Source organism: Acinetobacter sp. YH12235 (genome assembly GCF_013417705.1).
In the GTDB taxonomy this organism is placed as follows: Bacteria; Pseudomonadota; Gammaproteobacteria; order Pseudomonadales; family Moraxellaceae; genus Acinetobacter.
Genome location: NZ_VPDL01000032.1, coordinates 1 through 19,374, shown reverse-complemented (window position 1 = coordinate 19,374; position 19,374 = coordinate 1). Strand labels below are relative to the sequence as shown.

Annotated in this window: 21 protein-coding genes and 1 pseudogene; 12 read left to right on the top strand and 10 right to left on the bottom strand. The window is 42.3% G+C overall.

Features of this window, described 5'->3' with window-relative positions; genetic code table 11:
* Nucleotides 1-25: 25 nt before the first annotated feature.
* A pseudogene (locus tag FTV13_RS13835) lies at nt 26-1,135 on the top strand (CsgG/HfaB family protein); the annotation flags it as partial.
* A gap of 86 nt (nt 1,136-1,221) precedes the next feature.
* Nucleotides 1,222-1,896, top strand: coding sequence for a hypothetical protein (locus FTV13_RS13830; protein WP_180012349.1), 675 nt, complete (start codon nt 1,222-1,224; stop codon nt 1,894-1,896).
* 282 nt (nt 1,897-2,178) lie between these two features.
* Here the strand turns inward: FTV13_RS13830 and FTV13_RS13825 are convergent, their stop codons facing one another.
* From FTV13_RS13825 to FTV13_RS13815, 3 genes are all read right to left on the bottom strand, one after another.
* Nucleotides 2,179-2,754 (bottom strand): xanthine phosphoribosyltransferase, encoded by a 576-nt coding sequence (locus FTV13_RS13825; protein WP_004786836.1) that lies wholly within the window; start codon nt 2,752-2,754, stop codon nt 2,179-2,181.
* A 90-nt stretch (nt 2,755-2,844) separates the two neighbouring features.
* Complete coding sequence (locus FTV13_RS13820) at nt 2,845-3,504, bottom strand: DUF3108 domain-containing protein (protein WP_373683638.1); 660 nt, start codon at nt 3,502-3,504, stop codon at nt 2,845-2,847.
* Between the two features lie 207 nt (nt 3,505-3,711).
* Entirely contained in the window at nt 3,712-4,398 is a 687-nt protein-coding gene (locus FTV13_RS13815; protein WP_004786832.1) for a hypothetical protein, read from the bottom strand.
* 261 nt (nt 4,399-4,659) lie between these two features.
* On the opposite strand from FTV13_RS13815, the gene FTV13_RS13810 reads away from it, so the two are divergent.
* Nucleotides 4,660-5,517 carry an energy transducer TonB gene (locus FTV13_RS13810; RefSeq protein ID WP_171284737.1) on the top strand — a complete coding sequence of 286 codons (858 nt, stop codon included), beginning with the start codon at nt 4,660-4,662 and terminating at the stop codon, nt 5,515-5,517.
* Here FTV13_RS13810 and FTV13_RS13805 read toward each other — a convergent pair.
* The 5 genes from FTV13_RS13805 to miaB form a co-directional block, all read right to left on the bottom strand.
* Nucleotides 5,514-5,915 (bottom strand): hypothetical protein, encoded by a 402-nt coding sequence (locus tag FTV13_RS13805; protein ID WP_104425710.1) that lies wholly within the window; start codon nt 5,913-5,915, stop codon nt 5,514-5,516. The two genes, FTV13_RS13810 and FTV13_RS13805, sit on opposite strands and share 4 nt — an antisense overlap.
* Nucleotides 5,916-6,073: 158 nt before the next feature.
* Nucleotides 6,074-6,373 (bottom strand): antibiotic biosynthesis monooxygenase, encoded by a 300-nt coding sequence (locus FTV13_RS13800; protein ID WP_125279719.1) that lies wholly within the window; start codon nt 6,371-6,373, stop codon nt 6,074-6,076.
* Nucleotides 6,374-6,465: 92 nt separating this feature from the next.
* The gene (gene ybeY, locus FTV13_RS13795; protein ID WP_159122610.1) at nt 6,466-6,948 is read right to left on the bottom strand and encodes an rRNA maturation RNase YbeY; all 483 of its coding nucleotides are present in this window, start codon (nt 6,946-6,948) and stop codon (nt 6,466-6,468) included.
* A 34-nt stretch (nt 6,949-6,982) separates the two neighbouring features.
* Complete coding sequence (locus FTV13_RS13790) at nt 6,983-8,059, bottom strand: PhoH family protein (protein ID WP_004786823.1); 1,077 nt, start codon at nt 8,057-8,059, stop codon at nt 6,983-6,985.
* Nucleotides 8,060-8,097: 38 nt separating this feature from the next.
* On the bottom strand, nt 8,098-9,555 hold the full coding sequence (gene miaB / locus FTV13_RS13785) for a tRNA (N6-isopentenyl adenosine(37)-C2)-methylthiotransferase MiaB (protein ID WP_179992786.1): 1,458 nt from the start codon (nt 9,553-9,555) through the stop codon (nt 8,098-8,100).
* 334 nt (nt 9,556-9,889) lie between these two features.
* Here miaB and FTV13_RS13780 point away from each other — a divergent pair, with 334 nt between their 5' ends.
* From FTV13_RS13780 to FTV13_RS13755, 6 genes are all read left to right on the top strand, one after another.
* Nucleotides 9,890-11,824, top strand: coding sequence for a transglycosylase SLT domain-containing protein (locus FTV13_RS13780; RefSeq protein ID WP_373684721.1), 1,935 nt, complete (start codon nt 9,890-9,892; stop codon nt 11,822-11,824).
* A 34-nt stretch (nt 11,825-11,858) separates the two neighbouring features.
* Complete coding sequence (locus FTV13_RS13775; RefSeq protein ID WP_179992790.1) at nt 11,859-12,497, top strand: ribonuclease I; 639 nt, start codon at nt 11,859-11,861, stop codon at nt 12,495-12,497.
* A 172-nt stretch (nt 12,498-12,669) separates the two neighbouring features.
* Nucleotides 12,670-13,656, top strand: coding sequence for a malate dehydrogenase (locus FTV13_RS13770; RefSeq protein ID WP_004786815.1), 987 nt, complete (start codon nt 12,670-12,672; stop codon nt 13,654-13,656).
* A 177-nt stretch (nt 13,657-13,833) separates the two neighbouring features.
* On the top strand, nt 13,834-14,112 hold the full coding sequence (locus FTV13_RS13765) for a DUF2789 family protein (protein WP_004786814.1): 279 nt from the start codon (nt 13,834-13,836) through the stop codon (nt 14,110-14,112).
* A 46-nt stretch (nt 14,113-14,158) separates the two neighbouring features.
* Nucleotides 14,159-14,422 carry a DUF2789 family protein gene (locus FTV13_RS13760; protein ID WP_005233812.1) on the top strand — a complete coding sequence of 88 codons (264 nt, stop codon included), beginning with the start codon at nt 14,159-14,161 and terminating at the stop codon, nt 14,420-14,422.
* Between the two features lie 116 nt (nt 14,423-14,538).
* Nucleotides 14,539-14,796: a DUF2789 family protein gene (locus FTV13_RS13755; protein WP_104425715.1), complete on the top strand. Its 258-nt coding sequence runs from the start codon at nt 14,539-14,541 to the stop codon at nt 14,794-14,796.
* Nucleotides 14,797-14,867: 71 nt separating this feature from the next.
* Here the strand turns inward: FTV13_RS13755 and FTV13_RS13750 are convergent, their stop codons facing one another.
* A complete protein-coding gene (locus FTV13_RS13750) occupies nt 14,868-15,395 on the bottom strand; it encodes a hypothetical protein (protein WP_180012347.1) in 528 nt (175 codons plus the stop codon).
* Between the two features lie 71 nt (nt 15,396-15,466).
* On the bottom strand, nt 15,467-16,069 hold the full coding sequence (locus FTV13_RS13745) for a 2OG-Fe(II) oxygenase (RefSeq protein ID WP_159122608.1): 603 nt from the start codon (nt 16,067-16,069) through the stop codon (nt 15,467-15,469).
* Nucleotides 16,070-16,182: 113 nt separating this feature from the next.
* Between FTV13_RS13745 and FTV13_RS13740 the strand changes: the two genes are divergently transcribed.
* The 3 genes from FTV13_RS13740 to FTV13_RS13730 are packed head-to-tail and all read left to right on the top strand — an operon-like array spanning nt 16,183 to nt 19,003.
* Complete coding sequence (locus FTV13_RS13740) at nt 16,183-17,040, top strand: 23S rRNA (adenine(2030)-N(6))-methyltransferase RlmJ (protein WP_004786802.1); 858 nt, start codon at nt 16,183-16,185, stop codon at nt 17,038-17,040.
* A 37-nt stretch (nt 17,041-17,077) separates the two neighbouring features.
* A complete protein-coding gene (gene pssA / locus FTV13_RS13735) occupies nt 17,078-17,899 on the top strand; it encodes a CDP-diacylglycerol--serine O-phosphatidyltransferase (protein WP_005233819.1) in 822 nt (273 codons plus the stop codon).
* Nucleotides 17,900-17,923: 24 nt separating this feature from the next.
* Complete coding sequence (locus FTV13_RS13730) at nt 17,924-19,003, top strand: DUF6670 family protein (protein ID WP_180012345.1); 1,080 nt, start codon at nt 17,924-17,926, stop codon at nt 19,001-19,003.
* Nucleotides 19,004-19,374 lie beyond the last annotated feature (371 nt).

The following is a 19,374-nucleotide window of genomic DNA, read 5'->3' as shown; positions in this document are numbered from 1 at the left end:
AGCTGAGTTGTAAATACATGCATTTTCCACTAAGAAACCGGTGAAACTGGTACAAGGACCTCCTATTACCGATATTTTTACCCCTTTTGATATGGCTTTATCCTGTTTAAAAGGGCAATTACGTAATGATGTCAGCTTCTCTGTGGGTGCGATTCTGGATCAAACCGGTAAAGATGTGGTGACCAATGGAGGTAGTGGGAAAATGGTCACTCAAGGCGCTGGAGATATGGTGCAGTCTGCTTTATTTCAGGCGGGAGTCAACTTAATGAACCGACGTGATCCCCGAATTATTGAAAGTGAAGCCAAGTGGGGGATTCGGGATCCAAGACAGATTCAGGCCTCTGATTATTATGTGACTGGCAGTATTAACAGTCTGGATTTTATTCCGGGGGGTGGATTTGATATGCAGATTGCGGGTGTTGGCCCGAACTACAGTCAAACCCGTATTATGGTTGGTCTGGATTTATCTCTTACCGATACACGTACGAGTAAAGTCGTTGCGAATGTATCGCTGCAAAAGCAGATTGCTGCACAGGATTATGGTGTCAGTGCCGGGCGGTTTACTGGACGTACCTTGTTAAATGTTCAAATCGGTAAAGGAGAACGTGAGGCGACTAATTTTGCTTTACGGCAAATGTTGAATCTGGCCACTTTTGAATTACTCAGTCAGGTTGTCCCACCTCCAGTCTTTGCAGGTTGTCGTGCACAAATACCACCTGAATATGGTCAGCTCAATCTGACACGAAGTTCTGTGGCTTTGCATAAGTACAAAAAAAGTCAGGAGCAAAATAGTATAGCGTCCAGTACTGCTGTTCAGGAGTCAGCTGCAACAGAATCTTCTTCATCCAATGAAAAAAATAAATCGACCAATTCACCGAGTAAGGATACGAAGCCACCTAAAAACAAAGAATCCGAAGTGATTCAGAATCCTGAAGCAGATCCTGAAATGAGTAAACAAGATTTAATTAAATATATCAGTAAGAAAAAAGCTTCGTCTTCTTCAGGTGTAATAAAGAACAAAAAAGATTCGCAAGAAATGAATTCTAAAGAAAAAGAAGAGGAGAAAGTATCCATGTTGTGGGATGCCAATCCTGAAGTTATAGAAAATTACTGGTCAAGTTCTCAGCGTGATTAATTGACCAGTAAAAATGGGCTCGCTCCCATTATGAGAAAGAAATACTGAGCGAGAAGTATTTCAAAGCTAAAAAAGGAAAAACAACGATGAAAAACACGATCAAAACAATCGCTTTATCCGTCGCTTTCCTGTCTGGTGCAGGTATGGCATATGCTCAAGATGATGAAACACCAACTGAAGTAACCGTAGATACTGGTTTACAAGCGACCCTGGAGTTGATCTCTCAGCAGGTGGAAAATGGTTCTGCCTTGAATCTTGCAGTAAATACAGGTGATGTTGATGCCAGCGTCGATTTACAAGCATTAGGAGAGGTATCAAGAGAAGCACAGGATGCAATTAGTTCAATTGAAGGTACGATTGAAACTACAGCAATTGGCGCCGCGAATACAGGTAGTATTACACTAGAGCAAGGCAGCTTTAATAGCGTGATATCAGACGTATCAGATGAGACATATAACTATGACTTCAGTGAAGTTACCAGTGCAACTAATAACTCAGAAACTGTAGAAGAGCTCTCAGAGGTTGCTGATAGTTCAGACATCTCAGAAGTAGTGAGTACTACACTGGCGACCAACTACAGTGAGCAAATCAATGAAACTTTAAGTAATTATAGTGCAGCAAATATTGCTTACAATGCAGGTACCATTGATGCATCTGTAAGTGCAATTGCAGAAGGAACTCAAACTGCTGTTAACAACAGCATCACAACTACCGCCATTGGTGCTGTCAACAGCGGTAGTATTACTGTGACTGTCAAATAGTTTATTGTTGAAAATAAACCAAGGGTCTAACTATTGGCAGATAGTTAGGCCTCTTATTTTATAATAATATCAGTTTAAATTGTTGTTATTTGTCGGATAATAAATTCTTGAGGCTTTAGTTTTCTTGAAATCTCATAAGAAAAAGTCGGAGTACAACTATTTACGTGCAGTCGAAAATAGATAGTTTTATAGCTATGTTTTAGTTATTCCTAGCTAACAGAAATTAAAAAAATCCAATAAAAAAGAGTGCCGAAGCACCCTTTAAAATATTCATTTGTAAACTTAATCGCGAACAAATTCGACAGTACCATTTGCCAAAGATTTTACACGTGCTAGTGATTCAACGCGGTAACCTTTTTCAAGTAACAAGTCACGGCCTGGCTGGAATGATTTTTCAATCACAATCCCGATCCCTACCACTTCAGCATTCGCCTGATGAATCAAGTCAGCAAGACCCAGTGCTGCCTGACCATTTGCCAGGAAGTCATCAATCACTAAAACCTTGTCAGATGAACTAATGTGTTTATTTGAAATGGCAATCGTGCTTTCAGTCTGTTTGGTAAATGAAAATACTTTAGAACGGTATAAATCATCTTTTAAAGTGAGAGACTGGTATTTACGTGCAAAGATTACTGGAACACCAAGCTCTAAGCCTGCCATGACTGCAGGTGCAATACCGGACGCTTCAATGGTAATAATTTTGGTAATACCAGCATCTTTAAACAGACGCGCAAATTCCTGACCAATTTGCTGCATCATGATTGGATCAATTTGGTGATTTAAGAAAGAATCAACTTTCAAAACTTCTTCAGATAGAACGATACCTTCGGCTAAGATTTTCTGTTCTAGTGCGTGCACGGGAGAATCCTCAAGAGCAGGTGCTTTTTAAAGCAAAAGCGTATTGTAAAAAGCACCCAAAAAAAATCAAGCGAAATTCACCAAAAAACCTTAGTTCGTTTTACCGTTATAGCTGGTCAGCAATAAACCGTAAGAGGTTTTCTTGTCGACATGCGATACTTTGACTGGTAAGTAGTCCAGTTTCGGTGCTAACCAGAAAGTAGTTTCACGGCCTGGTTTGTTGTGTTTAATCACTACTTTAATGGTACTAAATGAACCATATTTGGTGCTCACCGTTTCTGTACCTTGTTTGACGAATTTACGGCCTTCCACTTCTTTGGCATCAGCAATGTAGTAATTCGATTTTAAACCACCATTTTTCAGGTCTTCACGAATCTGCAATTCAGCATTTAGCTCATCCAGTACATCTGCTCTCCAGGCAAAAGAACGTTTTTCATCATCTTTCTTGGTACTGATCGTTTTGCTAGAAGGATTAAAGTTAATACTCATGGTGTTGCTATGCACCAGAATCTTGCTGGTACGGCTGAAACTGCTTGAACCAATCTTGCCATTATTGAAAGTAAAACGGCTGGTTTCAGTCGCTGAAGCAACGCCACCTGCTTTGGCTGCAAAAACATAGGTCCAGTTATTACCAGATTTGCTTAAGGTACGGGTAGCAGAACCCATATTTTTTCCATTGTAGCTAAACTGATAATTGGCTTGGAAAGGCGCCATGGCGAAGGTCTGGGTGGATAAACCAGTAAGTACCATTGCGGTAGTCAAGCCTGCAGTCACACCTAAAGTTTTGAATACAGTTTTCGCCATAAAGAATTGTCCTGTGTAATTTCAGATAAAATTGATCACTTTCCACTTTTTATTATTTGGTCAAAATATGGAAAATGAAGGGAGATTTTCAATAAAAATGTATATTTCATGTAGTTACTGGTGAGTTTGTTTAGTTATTGAATTACACACAGTTTAAGTCGGTTCTTTCTGTTTGATCGGTGTGACTTTATTGTCATCCATGTCGTCTTCGTCCCATTTCTCTTCTTTTTCCTGAGAAAGCTTTCTGAACAGGGCAGCAAGATTCACATTACCGATCACCACCAGTTCAGCTTCGCGAAGTACGGCGTGATTTACATGAACCTTACCAAGCGTCTCAATCACCGAGCGGTTTTTGCCTAACCAGCGATTCAGATCCAGATGCAATAAATCATCTTTTACTTTAATGACACCGAGTTTTTCCAGAATCATGCCAAGAGGGTCCTTATTCAGCACGCGCTGATAGAAAAACAGGGCGAATCGTACCCCCAGTTTATAAAAGACATTTGGGTATTTGGCTTCAATCAACTGGGTATCACTGATCTGTTCAAATACAATGAGCTGCGTATTCTTATTCAGCTCCATTTGCACCAGTTTTAAATCAACCGATAAGGTCACGTTCAGACCTTTATAGTCCAGCGTGGCATAGAGTCGTAACCAGTCATCATGCAGATCGGCATGCAGATCTTTTAGCATGGAAACATTGTCAGTGACAAAACGTTGAAATGTCGCATTCAGGAAAACTTGAGACAAAGGAAATTCGCGTTCATCCTCAATAAATCCTTCCGCCTTTTGATATGCCTGGCGAATTTTATTAGAAATATTGGAAATTAGCGTTTGCATCTTTAAGCGTCCTGGCAACTATATGTTTTAATTCGAAGTGTATCTTGTCGAATTGTATAAAAAATACAAGAGTTTCAGCTTGCAGTTTAGCAAAATAAATAGCACCATTTTTAGGGTTTTAGTTATCTAACGTTGAAGATTTGATGGGTTTGGCATTTTTAAAACAAAAATGCAAAGCCGTTTATTTTTTAATTTTAAAAATGCTGTTTGGGAGATGAACTCAAGTCTGGGTTCGTAGCGATGAGATCAACCATGATATTAATGCCTCTGGTCAAAGCCTGGTGGAAAGATCCAATTTTTAATAGCGCCGTATTTGCAGCTGTTATTTTGCACGTAATTTTTCTCACGCTGGAATTTGGTATGCCACAAGATCAGGAGAGCATGACCAAAGAAATTGCAGTCAGTATTCGTCAAACTGATGAAAAAATTGAGCATGCAGATTTTCTGGCTCAAACTGACCAGCAAGGTTCAGGTAAATTTCGTGAAGCACATCGTATGTCGAGCGATATGCCTGCACCGTTGATGGAGCAAAAGACCGGAGAAGAACAGCAAGAAAGTCCGGACATGTTGCAACAACAGCGCGAATTAAGCTTTGAAGAAAAAGTACTGATGACGACTTTAAGCTGGCAAAAACAGGCGGAAGAAAATCAGCGCAAAAAAATGCAGGAACAGTTACAAAGTCAGTTTCAGGCCAAAGCCGCTATGGTAGCCAGTCTGGAAGCCCAATATCTGCAACGACAACAAAACTTCAGTCGTCAGCAAAAAATTAAAACCGTAGATGGCATCCAGTCCAAACAGGATGTTTCTGCAGCTTATCTGGAAAAATTCCGTCAGAAAGTGGAGTTCTATGGTAACCGCTATTATCCAGACGCTGCCAAACAGCAGAATCTGGCAGGAGAGGTGCGCTTGATGGTGATCTTGAACCAGAACGGCGGAATCCGTGCAATTCGCTTAATTGACAGTTCAGGGCATAATTTGCTAGATGAAGCTGCAAAATCTTCAGTACGCAAGGCAGCACCATTCGGAGCATTTGATGCCAAGATGTCGGATATTTCCGAGCTGAGAATTATTCGAACCTGGCGTTTTGATCCGGCTGAAGCGGAGTTTGAGGTGCGTTAATCTGGGCGCTTCGCCTGTATATAACTACCTTGCTGAGTTCCATCGTCCCAGACCACATTTAAATGGTTTTCATCTATGGCTAGATATTTGGGAAATATCATTAAGTCCTGGTACTTTGGATCTGCTTTTAAGCCAATACACTCTTTATTTTGCCACCATGTTCCTTCGGCAAATTGATCCAGAGCACCATAGGCCAGATACCATTTAAAGGTACCATCTGCTTGTAACAGCAACTCCGAACCTAATTCCATAACTCCGTTTAAATAATAATGGCCTGCCCATGAGCTTTGGTTCTGTTGAAATTTAATTTTTGGGCACATGGGAATTGAGTGGGCATAAAGTGATGAACACAGCCAGGGAGAGAAAATAAGTAATGCAGTCGAGAACAATCTTTTCATTACGTTCTCCTAAAATTTTTGAAGCACAGTTCTTTGTTAAAGTTCATTATGTGCTTATGTATTTCTGGAAGAAATCATGAATGCGTAAGCAGATATTTTTTTAAAACTCTGTATCTAAGAACAGATCAAGAAAAAAATAAATAAGGATCGATGAGTATTTAATTTAAATGTGCATCATAGCGCCGTAAAACTTCACAGACTTCCACGCTGAAATATGTATACCAGCTATTTTTCCCTAGCTCTTGAGCGGCCTGATGTTCAGCATCTGCATGCCAAGCGCGAATATCATGCAAACTGTTCCAGTAAGAAAGTGCAATTTCTTGAGTACCTTCGGTCAAGGCTTCAAAATGTTGGCACTGAAATTGTGAAAGGGCTCTTTCTCTCATTCGCTGGGCTGTTTCAAAATAACACTGATCTAATTCTTTAATTTGCGCTTTGAAAATCACGACATATTTCATGAAGGTTTTTATTTTATTTCTTAAATTGAGCTTATTATGAAGTGAATAAAATGAAAAAAGCGAGCCTTGGCCCGCTTTTTAATTGTTGAATTTTAATCTCTTTCCAGATAGGGATTAGCAATACCCAGTTTGTCCAGAATCTCGATCTCAATGCTTTCCATTTCTTCAGCATCTTCCTCTGAAGTTTCATGGTCATAACCCATCAGATGTAAAGTGCCATGTACCAGCATATGGGTGAAATGGATCAGTGGAGCTTTGTCCTGTTCAGCAGCTTCACGCAGCACTACTGGAATACAAATCACCAGATCACCGATCGGGAAAGCATCCAGAACCTGTGCCATTTCATCTGGAAGTTCGCTTGGAAAAGACAGGACATTGGTCGGTTTATCCTTGCCGCGATATTCCAGATTGAGTTTATGACTTTCGTCATTATCGACACAGGCAATGCCAATTTCACAATCACTTTGGGTACCGATATGGCGCAAAGTGGTTTCTACAACTTTTTTAATATAGGCACGTTTCAGCACCAGTTCTGGTGACTGAAAGTCCTGTTGCAGGGAGAGACTAAGTTTCAACGTGAATCCTTAAAAATTAAATAACAATGCAGCTTTAATGCTGTGCATCAGCCGCAGCATCATTCTCGGCTATCAAGGCTTCCTGACGGGCTTTACGCTCAGCACGAGCCTCAGCGCTTAAACGCTGCTGTTCACTGTCCCAGCCTTCGTAGGCTTCAACAATTTTCTGAACCAGCTGGTGACGCACGACGTCACGAGAATGGAAACGGGTAATATGAATTTCAGGGATTTTATCAATCACACGTAAGGCATGTGCCAGACCAGACTGCTGACCTCGTGGTAAATCCACCTGAGTCACGTCACCAGTAATCACTGCACGTGAACCGAAACCTAAACGGGTCAGGAACATCTTCATCTGTTCAGGTGTAGTGTTCTGGGCTTCGTCCAGAATCACAAAAGAATGATTCAGGGTACGACCACGCATATAGGCAAGCGGTGCAACTTCAATAATCTGACGTTCGATCAGCTTGGCCACTTTTTCGAAACCAAGCATCTCATACAGGGCATCATAAAGGGGACGCAAATACGGATCGATCTTCTGGGTTAAATCCCCCGGCAGGAAGCCAAGTTTTTCACCTGCTTCAACTGCGGGACGAACCAGTAGGATACGCTGGATTTCATTACGCTCCAGCATATCTACAGCGGCTGCAACGGCGAGATAGGTTTTACCGGTACCCGCAGGGCCAATACCAAAGGAAATATCACTTTGCAGAATACGCTGTACATAACGTTTCTGGTTGGCACCGCGAGGATTGATCCGGCCTTTGCGCGTTTGCAGCCAGACATTGTCCAGACCGGTATGTTCCTGTTCTTCCAGGTTCTCCTGGAGTTCACGATCGGTCTGGCTACCTTGAATCATCATATGCAAAGTATCTGCACTGATCTGCTGGCTGTGTTCAGATTCTTCATGAAGACGTTGCAAGAGCATTTCGGCTCTCTCAACGGCATCGATTCCACCATCGATAAAGAAACTTTCACCTCGGTGGGAAATTTTGACGTCTAAACGTTGTTCAATTTGTTTCAAATGACCGTTATAGGCACCTAAGACGGCTTGTAAACGGTCCATCGAAATTCCAGGAAAAGCTACTGTACGTCGAATCGTTGCAGTCAAGAGTGTTCCTTTTAGAAGTGTACGTTATATGCTCTACATTACGCCACGTCAGGCTCAAGATTCAAGAGCTCACCGTAAACTAAATTTAAAGTTTTAATTTCGGTGATTTCGATCTCTGCAAAGCGTCCTACCCACGATGCATCACCAATAAAGGTGACATAACGGGTATTGTCTGCTGTACCCACCAGAACATTCGGATCTTTATCAGAAACTTTCTCAACCAGTACGCGCTGGACTGTACCGAGCATAGCATCTGTTTTACGAATACTGGACTGTTTAATCCACTCCTGAACTTTGGCCAGACGCTCTTTTTTCACCTGTTCAGGTGTTGTATCTTCCAGCTCTGCAGCAGGGGTGCCCGGACGTTTTGAATAAACAAAACTATAAGAGTGATCGAAATCCAGATCCTGAATAAACTGATAGGTTTCTTCGAAGTTCTCATCGGTTTCGCCCGGGAAGCCGATAATAAAGTCTGAAGATAAATGCATGTCTGGACGAACTTTACGTAACTTTTCGATTTTCTCGATATACACATCAATGGTGTGGTTACGTTTCATCGCCTGCAATACATCATTGGAACCGCTTTGTACCGGCAGATGCAGATGCGACACCATCTGTGGCAGGTCACGGTAGCACTGGATCAAATCATCATTGAATTCCAGTGGATGCGAAGTGGTATAACGAATACGGCCGATCCCCGGAATTTCTGCAACCAAACGTAACAGATCGGCAAAAGTACAGATTTTACCGTCAAAGGTCTCACCGCGATAACCATTTACGTTCTGACCGAGCAGGGAAATTTCACGCACACCTTTTTCTGCTAAGCCAGCAATTTCAGCCAGAACGTCATCCAGCGGGCGAGATACTTCTTCGCCACGTGTATATGGAACTACACAGAATGAACAGTATTTTGAGCAGCCTTCCATGATCGAAACAAAGGCCTTATAACCTTCAACACGCGGTTCAGGCAGGAAGTCAAATTTTTCGATGTCCGGGAACGAAATATCGACCAGTTTAATTTTTTCTTTTTTCGGTTTTTCGACCTGCTCAAAATGCTGGTCCAGCATTTGCGGTAAACGGTGCAGGGTTTGCGGACCAAAAATCATGTCTACATAATTGGCACGTTTCTGGATATTGTCACCTTCCTGAGAAGCCACACATCCACCGACACCAATAATCAGATCCGGATTTTTTTCTTTCAGCTTGCGCCAGCGGCCCAATTCTGAGAATACTTTTTCTTGTGCCTTTTCACGGATCGAGCAGGTATTCATCAGCAGAATATCCGCTTCTTTAGGATCAGTGGTCAGCACATAGCCGTGGGAATCGCCCAGCAGATCTGCCATACGGTGACTGTCATACTCATTCATCTGACACCCTTGCGTTTCGATATACAGTTTTTTAACTGAACCATCGATGGCTGGGGTGTGCGCTGGCTGGGTGACAGTGTTTTCTGAGGCAGCTGGGGCACCATTCGGAATGAAGGTTTGAACCGTCATGTAGGCTCCTACAAGGTAATACGTCGAAAGAGTGAACGAATAACCTGTTTGCATAGGCAAACGGGTAAATAAAAATTCAATTCACGTTCTGAAATCTTTAAAAGGCGCATATTTTAGCAGGAAAGTCGCTTAAACTTATAGCCTAAAATGCGGCTGGGAAAATATTGATTTATGGACAAAAAGTGTCTGAAAATTAATATTGTCTAATCATAAGGTTACATAAGTGAACAATACAGTGGGTTATAATTTTCCGGCTAACTCTTATGATAGGCAACAGGGGCTGGGCGAAAACTCGATGATAGAAGGCAAATTGATGTTTAAACACACTAAAAATATGAAGAAATATTATAAATTACTAAGCTTGAGTGTGGCGTGTCTCTGTTCAATGAGTGTGCAGGCAGCAGAAGAACAATTTAATGATGCCTTACGCGCGGCAAATGCTGGAAATATCGGACAATTACAACAATATCAGTCTGCCATGCAAAATGATGTCTTGGGCTATTATCCTGAATACTGGATTCTGAACCAGAATCTTGGCTCACAACCTGCCAGTCAAATTATCAGTTTCGCCCAACGTTATCCTCAGTCGGCTATGGCAGAAAAACTCGCAGCCGATTATGTCGAAGAAAAAGTCAAAATGGCTGACTTTTCTACTGCGCAACCAGTTCTGCAATATGTCACCAATGCCGATCCGGCTGAAGCCTGTGCAGTTGCACAAGTCCGTGCCAAAAGTGGCGATCAGCTGGTTTATGCTGAGTTTAAGGATGTTTGGCTAACCACCAATTCTCAACCTGAGTCTTGTACAGGCTTGGGACGCATGATGTTATCCAGTCCGCTTATGACCAATGAAGACCGCCAGCAGCGTTTGTGGGTGCAATTACGTGCTGGTCAGTCTGGACAGGCTATTGCCACTGCACAAGGTTTAGGGCTTAACCTGTCTCTGGCTCAGCTCAATACGATTCAGGCCAATCCAACCAATTATTTATGGTCAGCCCCTAAAAGTACTGCCGCTGATCATGCCTATCTGATTTATGCGTTGGGGCGTCTGGCAGATAGCGATCTTGATTCAGCAATGTCCATTGTAAAACGTACTGCTGAAGGCACACCGGTACAAGTACAAAAAACACTATTCAGAACTGTGGGTTATATCGGCGGCACTACGGTAATGAAAAATAACTTCAACCGTGAAGTGCTGAACTATCTGGATGCCAGTTATGGTTTGCCATTTAGTCCGGAAGAAGCCGAAATTTATGCCCGTCAGGCGATTCGTTTTAGTGCCTGGGAAAGTCTGATTCGTGCCATTGATGCCATGAGTGTGAACCAGAAACAGGAAGACCGCTGGCAATATTGGCTGGCACGTGCCAGTGAACAGCGCACAGATCGCGCTTCAAAACAGGCGGCAGAAAGTATCTATAAAAAACTGGCAGTCGGTGAGGATTATCATAACCTGCTAGCGCGAGATAGATTAGGCCAGTTAACGGCTTCTACACCGAACTCGGCACAGCCATCCAGCCAGGCCATGCAACGCCTGAACCAAGATATTCATTTCCGCCGTGCCTTTGTCTTGCGTAGTATTAATGCGCCAGAGAATTATATTAACCGTGAATGGAACTGGGCAGTTCGACAGGCTTATTTAAGAAAAGATGACGATTTACTGTTGGCAGCAGCCAAACGTGCGATGGATATGGGCTGGTATGACCGTGCCATTTATGCAGCAGATCGTACTGCGGACAAGCATAATTACAATTATCGTTATCCGATGCCACATCAGAATTATGTCGTGAGCCATAGCCGTAATGCTGGCATTGATGCCGCTTGGGCTTATGGTTTGATGCGTCAGGAAAGCCGGTTTAATACCGGCGCACGCTCTCATGTAGGCGCTGGTGGTTTGATGCAAATCATGCCGGACACCGCCAAACTGGTTGCTCGTCAAATGGGTGAGACTTATAACCCCGCAGCCTTAACCGATATGAACACCAATATCCGTTACGGAACTTACTATTTATCAACAATTCAGCGTCAATTGAGCAATAGTCCAGTACTGGCTACAGCAGGTTATAATGCCGGCCCGAACCGTGCCCGCCGTTGGCAACCCGAATTCCAAAGTATTGCTGCGGATCAATATACCGAAACCATTCCTTTACTGGAAACGCGAGATTATGTGAAACATGTCATGACGAACGCGACATATTACGGTATTTTATTGGGACAGGGCGCACAATCGGTCGGTAAGCGTATGCAAGCCATTCCGTTACGTAATACACCATAGCATTCAAAAAATCTAAGGGAAGGATAGTTTGTTGATCAAGGGAATAAGGGGTGCTCAAATTTCTGCTGGATGGGCTGCGCTTTTATTTTTAGCAGCAAGTCCAGCTGCCTTTGCACTGCCAACGGGTTATGTCATGGACATCCAGATGGTACCGGCACTTTGCAGTCTGGATCCGGCCTACAGTAAAAAAAGAAAATGTCTTGAAGGTTATTCCCTAAATATTTCTGGTCTCTATCCTCAAACCACATCAACACATTGCACTACTACCAGTTCTGCGAAGTTACCGCCTTTGCAGGCTAAAGTGGTGGCCCGTATCATGCCGGATGAAAATACCCGCGCATTGCTCTGGCATAATATTGGTGGTTGTATTCCGATGAATGCCACGCAGTATTTTCGTACCGTGATCAATCATGCTGATCGTCTGAAAGTTCCTGAAGAACTCACCGAGCAGGAAAGTCATACCGTTTCCATTGATATGCTGCGTTCCAAATTTCTGAAAATCAATCCGCAACTGCCTTCAACAGCATTGCGCTTTAACTGCCATCAGACCCGCGCATCCAGCCTGCTGACCTCCATCCAGGTCTGCTATAACGCCAATGGGGGTTATAAAGGCTGTCCTGCAAACATTATTAATACATGCCCAAAAACTGTCACAATAAAAGGGACATACTAAGCTTTTTAGCCAAATTAATTTATATTTCCTATCATACTTTTGTTGAAATCCATTCTCTTTTACATGCATCTCGAAGAGGATTGGAGTACAATCTTTGCCGTTTATGATTATTAAGATTAGATAGAACAGCTATTTAATCATTATGACGATCCTCTCAATTGGAGATAATTACATGAAGCAACCTGTTCGCGTTGCCGTTACTGGCGCTGCTGGTCAAATTGGTTACAGCCTATTATTCCGTATCGCAAGCGGTGAAATGCTTGGTAAAGACCAACCAGTTATTCTTCAATTATTAGAAATTCCTGTTGAGAAAGCTCAGCAAGCGCTTAAAGGCGTAATGATGGAACTAGACGACTGTGCTTTCCCATTATTGGCGGGCATGATCGGTACTGATGATCCTAAAGTAGCTTTCAAAGATGCAGACTATGCTCTATTAGTTGGTTCACGTCCACGTGGTCCTGGTATGGAACGTGCTGACCTGCTTAAAGTAAATGGCGAAATCTTCATTGGTCAAGGCCAAGCACTGAACGAAGTTGCTAGCCGTGATGTTAAAGTTCTTGTTGTAGGTAACCCTGCTAACACTAACGCTTACATCGCAATGAAATCTGCTCCAGATCTTCCAGCGAAAAACTTCACAGCAATGTTGCGTCTTGACCACAACCGTGCGTTAACTCAACTTGCTCAAAAAGCGGGTGTTGCAGTTTCTGACATCGAAAACATGACTGTTTGGGGTAACCACTCTCCAACAATGTATGCTGACTACCGTTTTGCGAACGTAAACGGCGAAAGCTTGAAAGACAAAATCAACGATGCAGCTTGGAACAAAGACGTATTCCTTCCAACTGTTGGTAAACGTGGTGCTGCGATCATCGAAGCACGTGGTTTGTCTTCTGCTGCTTCTGCTGCAAACGCTGCAATCGACCATATGCGCGATTGGGCTCTTGGCACAAACGGAAAATGGGTAACTATGGGTATTCCTTCTGACGGTTCTTATGGTATTCCTGAAGGCGTAATGTTCGGTTTCCCTGTAACTACTGAAAACGGTGAATACAAAATCGTTCAAGGTCTTGAAATCGACGAATTCAGCCGTGAACGTATCAACGTTACACTGAACGAGCTTGAAGAAGAGCGCGCTGCAGTTGCTGACATGATCAAATAATTTAATCTTTTTAAGATTAAGTTAAAAAAGCACTCCATTGGGGGTGCTTTTTTATTGCTATTTCTAAAAAATTTAAAGAACAAAAAATAACATCTTGTGAAGGAGGGACAACTGAACTTTGCGAGTGGCTCATCTAGTTTAATAAGAAGAATCATCAACAAAAGAGGAGGTACTGAGATGTTAGAGCAGCGACCTACCATGGAACTTTTTTTTGAGCAACTCGGCTTGGATTCAAGCCCGGAAGCAATCGATGAATTTATCAAAACCCATCAGATTGGGATGGACGTCCCCTTACATAAAGCTCCTTTCTGGACCAAAAACCAACATGATTTTCTGATTGGTCACTGGAAAGAAGATGATGACTGGGCAATTTTTGTAGATGTACTCAATGAGCAATTGCATATTGAGGCGGAAGGAAGTGGTTCTTGTGATCTACCTTCTTCTAAGCGTCAATAATATTTTCAAATCAATGAACTGATTATTTTTATGATGGAGTGAGCGAATGGTATTAGAACAGCAAGTGACTTTAGAATTATTATTTGAGCAATTAGGCTTGCCTGCTGATGAAGCATCAATTGATGAATTTACCAAAAATCATCAGCTACCATCAGACGTGATTTTGCCGGATGCAGATTTCTGGAATGAGGGGCAAAGCGCTTTTCTTCGCGAACACTGGCATCAGGATGATGAATGGATCGTAATCATTGATAAACTGAACCAGCTTTTACATGTCGAAAGTGATAAAGAAGGCCCTGAAAGCAATTAAAGTTTCTTTATACAAAAAGACACAACAAAACCTAGTCCTTTGACTAGGTTTTTTTTGTCTTATCTTATAAGTTAGTCCTATAAATAACTACAATATATCTGATATAAGGAGGGCATATGCTCGGGAAGAACCAACCATCCTTAGAACTGTTATTTTCTCAACTCGGCCTGGCTAACAGCCCGGCGGCAATTGAGCTTTATATACGTACTCATCAGCTACCTGCCCATATGTCACTGCATGAAGCACCGTTCTGGAATAAAGCGCAGCGTTCGCTGTTAATTAGTCATCTGGTACAGGATGATGACTGGGCAATCTGGATTGATGAACTGAATCAGCAATTGCATCTGGATGCAGATCGACGCCGTCTGGCTTGAGTCAATTAAATTAATTCATAAAAAATGCCTCATCAATGTGAGGCATTTTTATAAGAACAGATTTCGTTGTTTTAATGCATACGGCTACGCAGAATCTGAATAAACCATTCCAGTTGACGATATTCATCAAATGCCGGATGCTGGCCTACCAGTTCATGGTCAAACTGGGCCGTTTTACTGTATTTATTTAACCAGTGACGAGTCATGGCAGGCTCTTTCTTACTGGCAGATGCATAAGCCAGGAAGAAATAAATGTCCGCATGCTCATAATTGGTCATTGGTTTTAGAATCTGCTGGGTAATAAGCGCATAATGATCTTCTTTGGTCAGCTCAAAGTAGATCATATAGGCTTTGGCCAGGTGTAAAGACAGATTGATATACAAATCCAGTGGCATTTCTTCAAATTCAATCCGGCCTTGCTCCAGCAGAACAATCGCTTCTTGCAGGAAATGCGCCTGCTCTTGACGTAACTGACTGATGGTCACCAGTTGCAGACGAAGATCAGCCCGTTCAAGCGCCAGCTCAGGCGTATTGCCATTTAAAAACAGCTGATCTGTTTCACCAATGCGTGCAATGATCTCTTTGGGGGTTGGTCGCATGAACGCAGTCCTCATATCTCAATGATTGCTATATGAGGCTGAAAATTGAAATTTAAAGCGTTGAAAAAGGATTAGAGCAAACAGGTATCACTTCTTAACCAGGCGGTGATTGATAAACGTTGATGTTTGGCTTTTAAAACTTCATGCATTAAATCACTTTGGAAGAAGGCAATACGGTTTGGTTTAGGCTGGATAATATGCCATTGATCATTTTTATCCTGCAGATGTAGTTCGCCGCCCCAGTTATCTTGCCAATCATCATGCAGATAATAAACCGCAGAAATCATCCGGCCATTTTTGCCTTGAGGATTATCGCGATGCAGGGCATAGAACTCACCCGCGTTATAGCAGGCAAAATGGGCTTCCACATCTTTAATGCCGAGGAAGAAAGCGCGGTTCAGCTCATGACCTAAAGCCTGTAAGGTTTGCACATGCTGGTTAGAAATTTCCAGATCTTCATTGAGCCAGAGAATGTGATCACTGCGGATATTGCTGACTACGCCATTCTGAATGGCTGCATCACGAAAGCGTTCCAGATTACTGGTACATTCAGCAATCAGCTGTTCAACATAGGATGGGGCATAAGCATTGTCGATCATGCTAAAACCATGCTGATCTAGATCATCAATAATCTGATCAACTGGCCAGGTTGCCGGGAGTTGAACTGCTTCCATAGAAACTCACCTAGAAGGGTAAATTGGGGTCGCGCTATTCTATGTAAGAATCGGGTCTGAACGAAACTATTTTTCATGTTAAAATAGCGGTTGATATTAGGAATTAATGAAACATGAATTACCGTCACCATTACCATGCTGGCAACTTTGCCGATGTCATGAAGCATGTATTGTTGCTTCAATTATTGACTCGACTCAATGCAAAAGATAAACCATATCGCTATGTAGATACACATGGTGGTGCAGGTAAATATGATTTATCCACCTCTGAAGCGCAAAAGTCAGGGGAATTCCTGAACGGTATTCATCGTCTGATCAAGCTGGATGATTCGGTCAAGCGTAATGCGCCAGAAGGCGTACAACAATATTTAAAAATTGTTGAGAAAATGCGTGAAAACTTTGGTAAAGGTGCATATCCGGGTTCACCTTGGTTTGCACTGGAAGGCATGCGTGAAATTGACAAGGCCACCATTTTTGAAATGCAGCGTGATGTGTTCCAGCAGTTACGTCATAACATTTTTGACAAACGCGCCGGTTTGCATGAGCGTGATGCGTATGAAGGCTTGCTCGCAGTCATTCCACCGAAAGAAAAACGTGGTCTGGTGATGATCGATCCGCCGTATGAGCTGGAGCGTAAAGACTTCCCACAGCTGGTTGAATTACTGGTTGCTGCTTATAAAAAATGGCCGACAGGCGTATTTGCAGTTTGGTACCCAATTAAAGACCGTGCCATGATTGAACGTTTCGAGAAGAAAATGTTCAAGACCGGGATTCGCCGTCAGTTGGTATGTGAAATCTGTGTATGGCCAGATGATACACCAGTGGGTTTAAATGGTTGTGGTTTACTGGTGATTAACCCACCTTGGAAGTTCTCTGAAGATGCAGACGAAGCGCTGCAATGGTTATTCCCGCATTTGCGTATGCAGGAAAATGGCGGTCATGCAGCAGTTCGTTGGTTAGTAGGCGAATAATATTTTAAAGATCGGGTCATAGTTAGGATCGACAAGAATGACAAGTACAAATAAGCCGGAACACGAATCTTCGAAAGATTTGCCATTTGATGGCATCACCTTCGAGGTGGAAGAGGTAGAGCATACCCAGGAAGGGCAAAGAGTTAAGCGTCGAGGTATCTATCTGTGGCCTAACCTGATTACAACCGCTGCGTTGTTATCAGGCTTTTACTCGATTATTGCCAGTATGAATGGCGAATTTCAGCAAGCTATTTATGCCATTTTCTTGGCAGCTTTATTTGATGGTCTCGATGGTCGTGTGGCACGTGCGATTGGGGCACAAAGTCCATTCGGTGAACAGTTCGACTCACTATCCGATATGCTGGCATTTGGGGTGGCACCGGCTATTTTGATGTATAGCTGGGGATTAAGTGATTTAGGCCGTATCGGTCTGGCGGCTTGTTTTGTCTATACGGCTTGTGCAGCTTTCCGTCTAGCCCGCTTTAACGTTCAGATTGGAGTGGTGGATAAACGCTATTTTATTGGCGTTGCGAGTCCATTAGCAGCCGTCATTATTATTTCACTGGTCTGGGTAGGATTGGACTTCCCGGCTGTGTTTGATATTCGTGATTTTACTGTACAAATCATTAATGCTGCAATTATTGTAATCGTTGGCTTATTGATGATTTCTAATATCAAATACTATTCATTTAAAACCGTAGAGCGTAGACGGGTACCGTTTTTCGTGTTGCCGATCGCGGTGTTTATCTTTGCAGCGATGACTTATAATATTCCGGTAGGGATTCTCGTGATCTCTGTCATCTATGCCTTGTCTGGTTTCCTTACAACCTTTATGGCAAAAAGACAGAGTACCTTATAACAATATAAAAATAAGGAGTTTGAGATGCAGTTTCTTCAAGATTTTCTAGATCGTTCGAAACAGCTGAATCAGACTCCTGCTGTTTCCCAGCATAATCTTGCCTATCATGGGCCAAACCAGAAATATAAAATTATTCATCAGGGCCTGACGCTTCCTGATCTGCCTGCACCCCTTCATTATCTTAATTTTCTGAGTATTATTGGTCAGCCTAATGCACCGATGTTGGCTAACCCGAGTGCTATTCAAACCAATGCACTGGATACAGCCACAGTAATCTGTAGTACCAGTCCGCATATGGCGGGACAATTAAATTGCTATTCAATCAAAAAGGATTGCAAGTTTCAGTATGGCCTGTTTCAGTTTCTAGATCGTGAAAAACTGACCGGCGACTTTCCACATTTTCGTTTACAACGTTTTGATTCTGAACTGGGCTTTGATCTCAGCATCCATACGACCAATCTGATTTCACACTTTACCCAAATGCGCTTTGCACTGGCTGATCATTGGTCTTTGCTTTGTTATTGTCAGGGCACCTTACATTATAAAGATCAGAAATACCTTATCGAGAGTTTAGGTAGTTTTGAATTTGCACGAAGCTTTAATTTTCCCTATTTGCCTTTAGCCTTTCTGACTTATCAGATTATTAACCTGAGTGAAGGACGGCAATTATTGTTGGCACAAATTCGAGATAGTCTGAACAGCATTGTGCAGTCACGAATTTATCTGCGTGACTTGAAAAATATGACCAGTCAAATGTTCGATCAAAAAGTCTATTTCAAGGTGCATCGGGTTTATCCGAGTGTGACTACTCCAAATGGGCAAAAGATGTATCTGCCGCGTGAGTTTGAATGGTGCTATGAAGATGGCAAAGGAATGCAGATCTGGCTGCAGGGACAAAGCCGAGGAGATTTCAAATTTGGTCTGGCTGCGGGTTATGTTGGAAGCTTTAATTACGAAGTTAGAATTAATGGCGAGACTGAGCATGGGGACGGGGGCTACTGTGAATATATAGATTGCCGCTCCTTGCGCTTTCAGGAACACAATAAAAAAGAGAAATTATTAAGTACATTGGCCAATCCTATACCTTTAATGCTCAAAAAATAGGGAAAATCGGCATTTTTGTAGAAATAATAATCAACTGAAGTATTTTCTTAAAAATAGGGGTTGCGCTTGCTTGGGATTGGTCTATAATGCACATCCATCGGCGGTGATGAAGATTAAAACTTCTGATAAAACAGTAACTTAGCATGAGATGGTTGAGTTGGGTTTTAGAAAGAAAGTTTAAAAATAATTTTCATTACTGGTTGACTTTCTAGAGATAGAGAGTAATATAGCCGACCTAGCTTGCTACTGACGAAGTAGTGAGAAGATCATTAAGAGATTATGAAGAACAACTTGTGTGGATTTTTACTGGTTGATTGATCGAAATTATTTTCATTGATTGAATGGTAGAAATTACTCGAAGTTTATTTGAG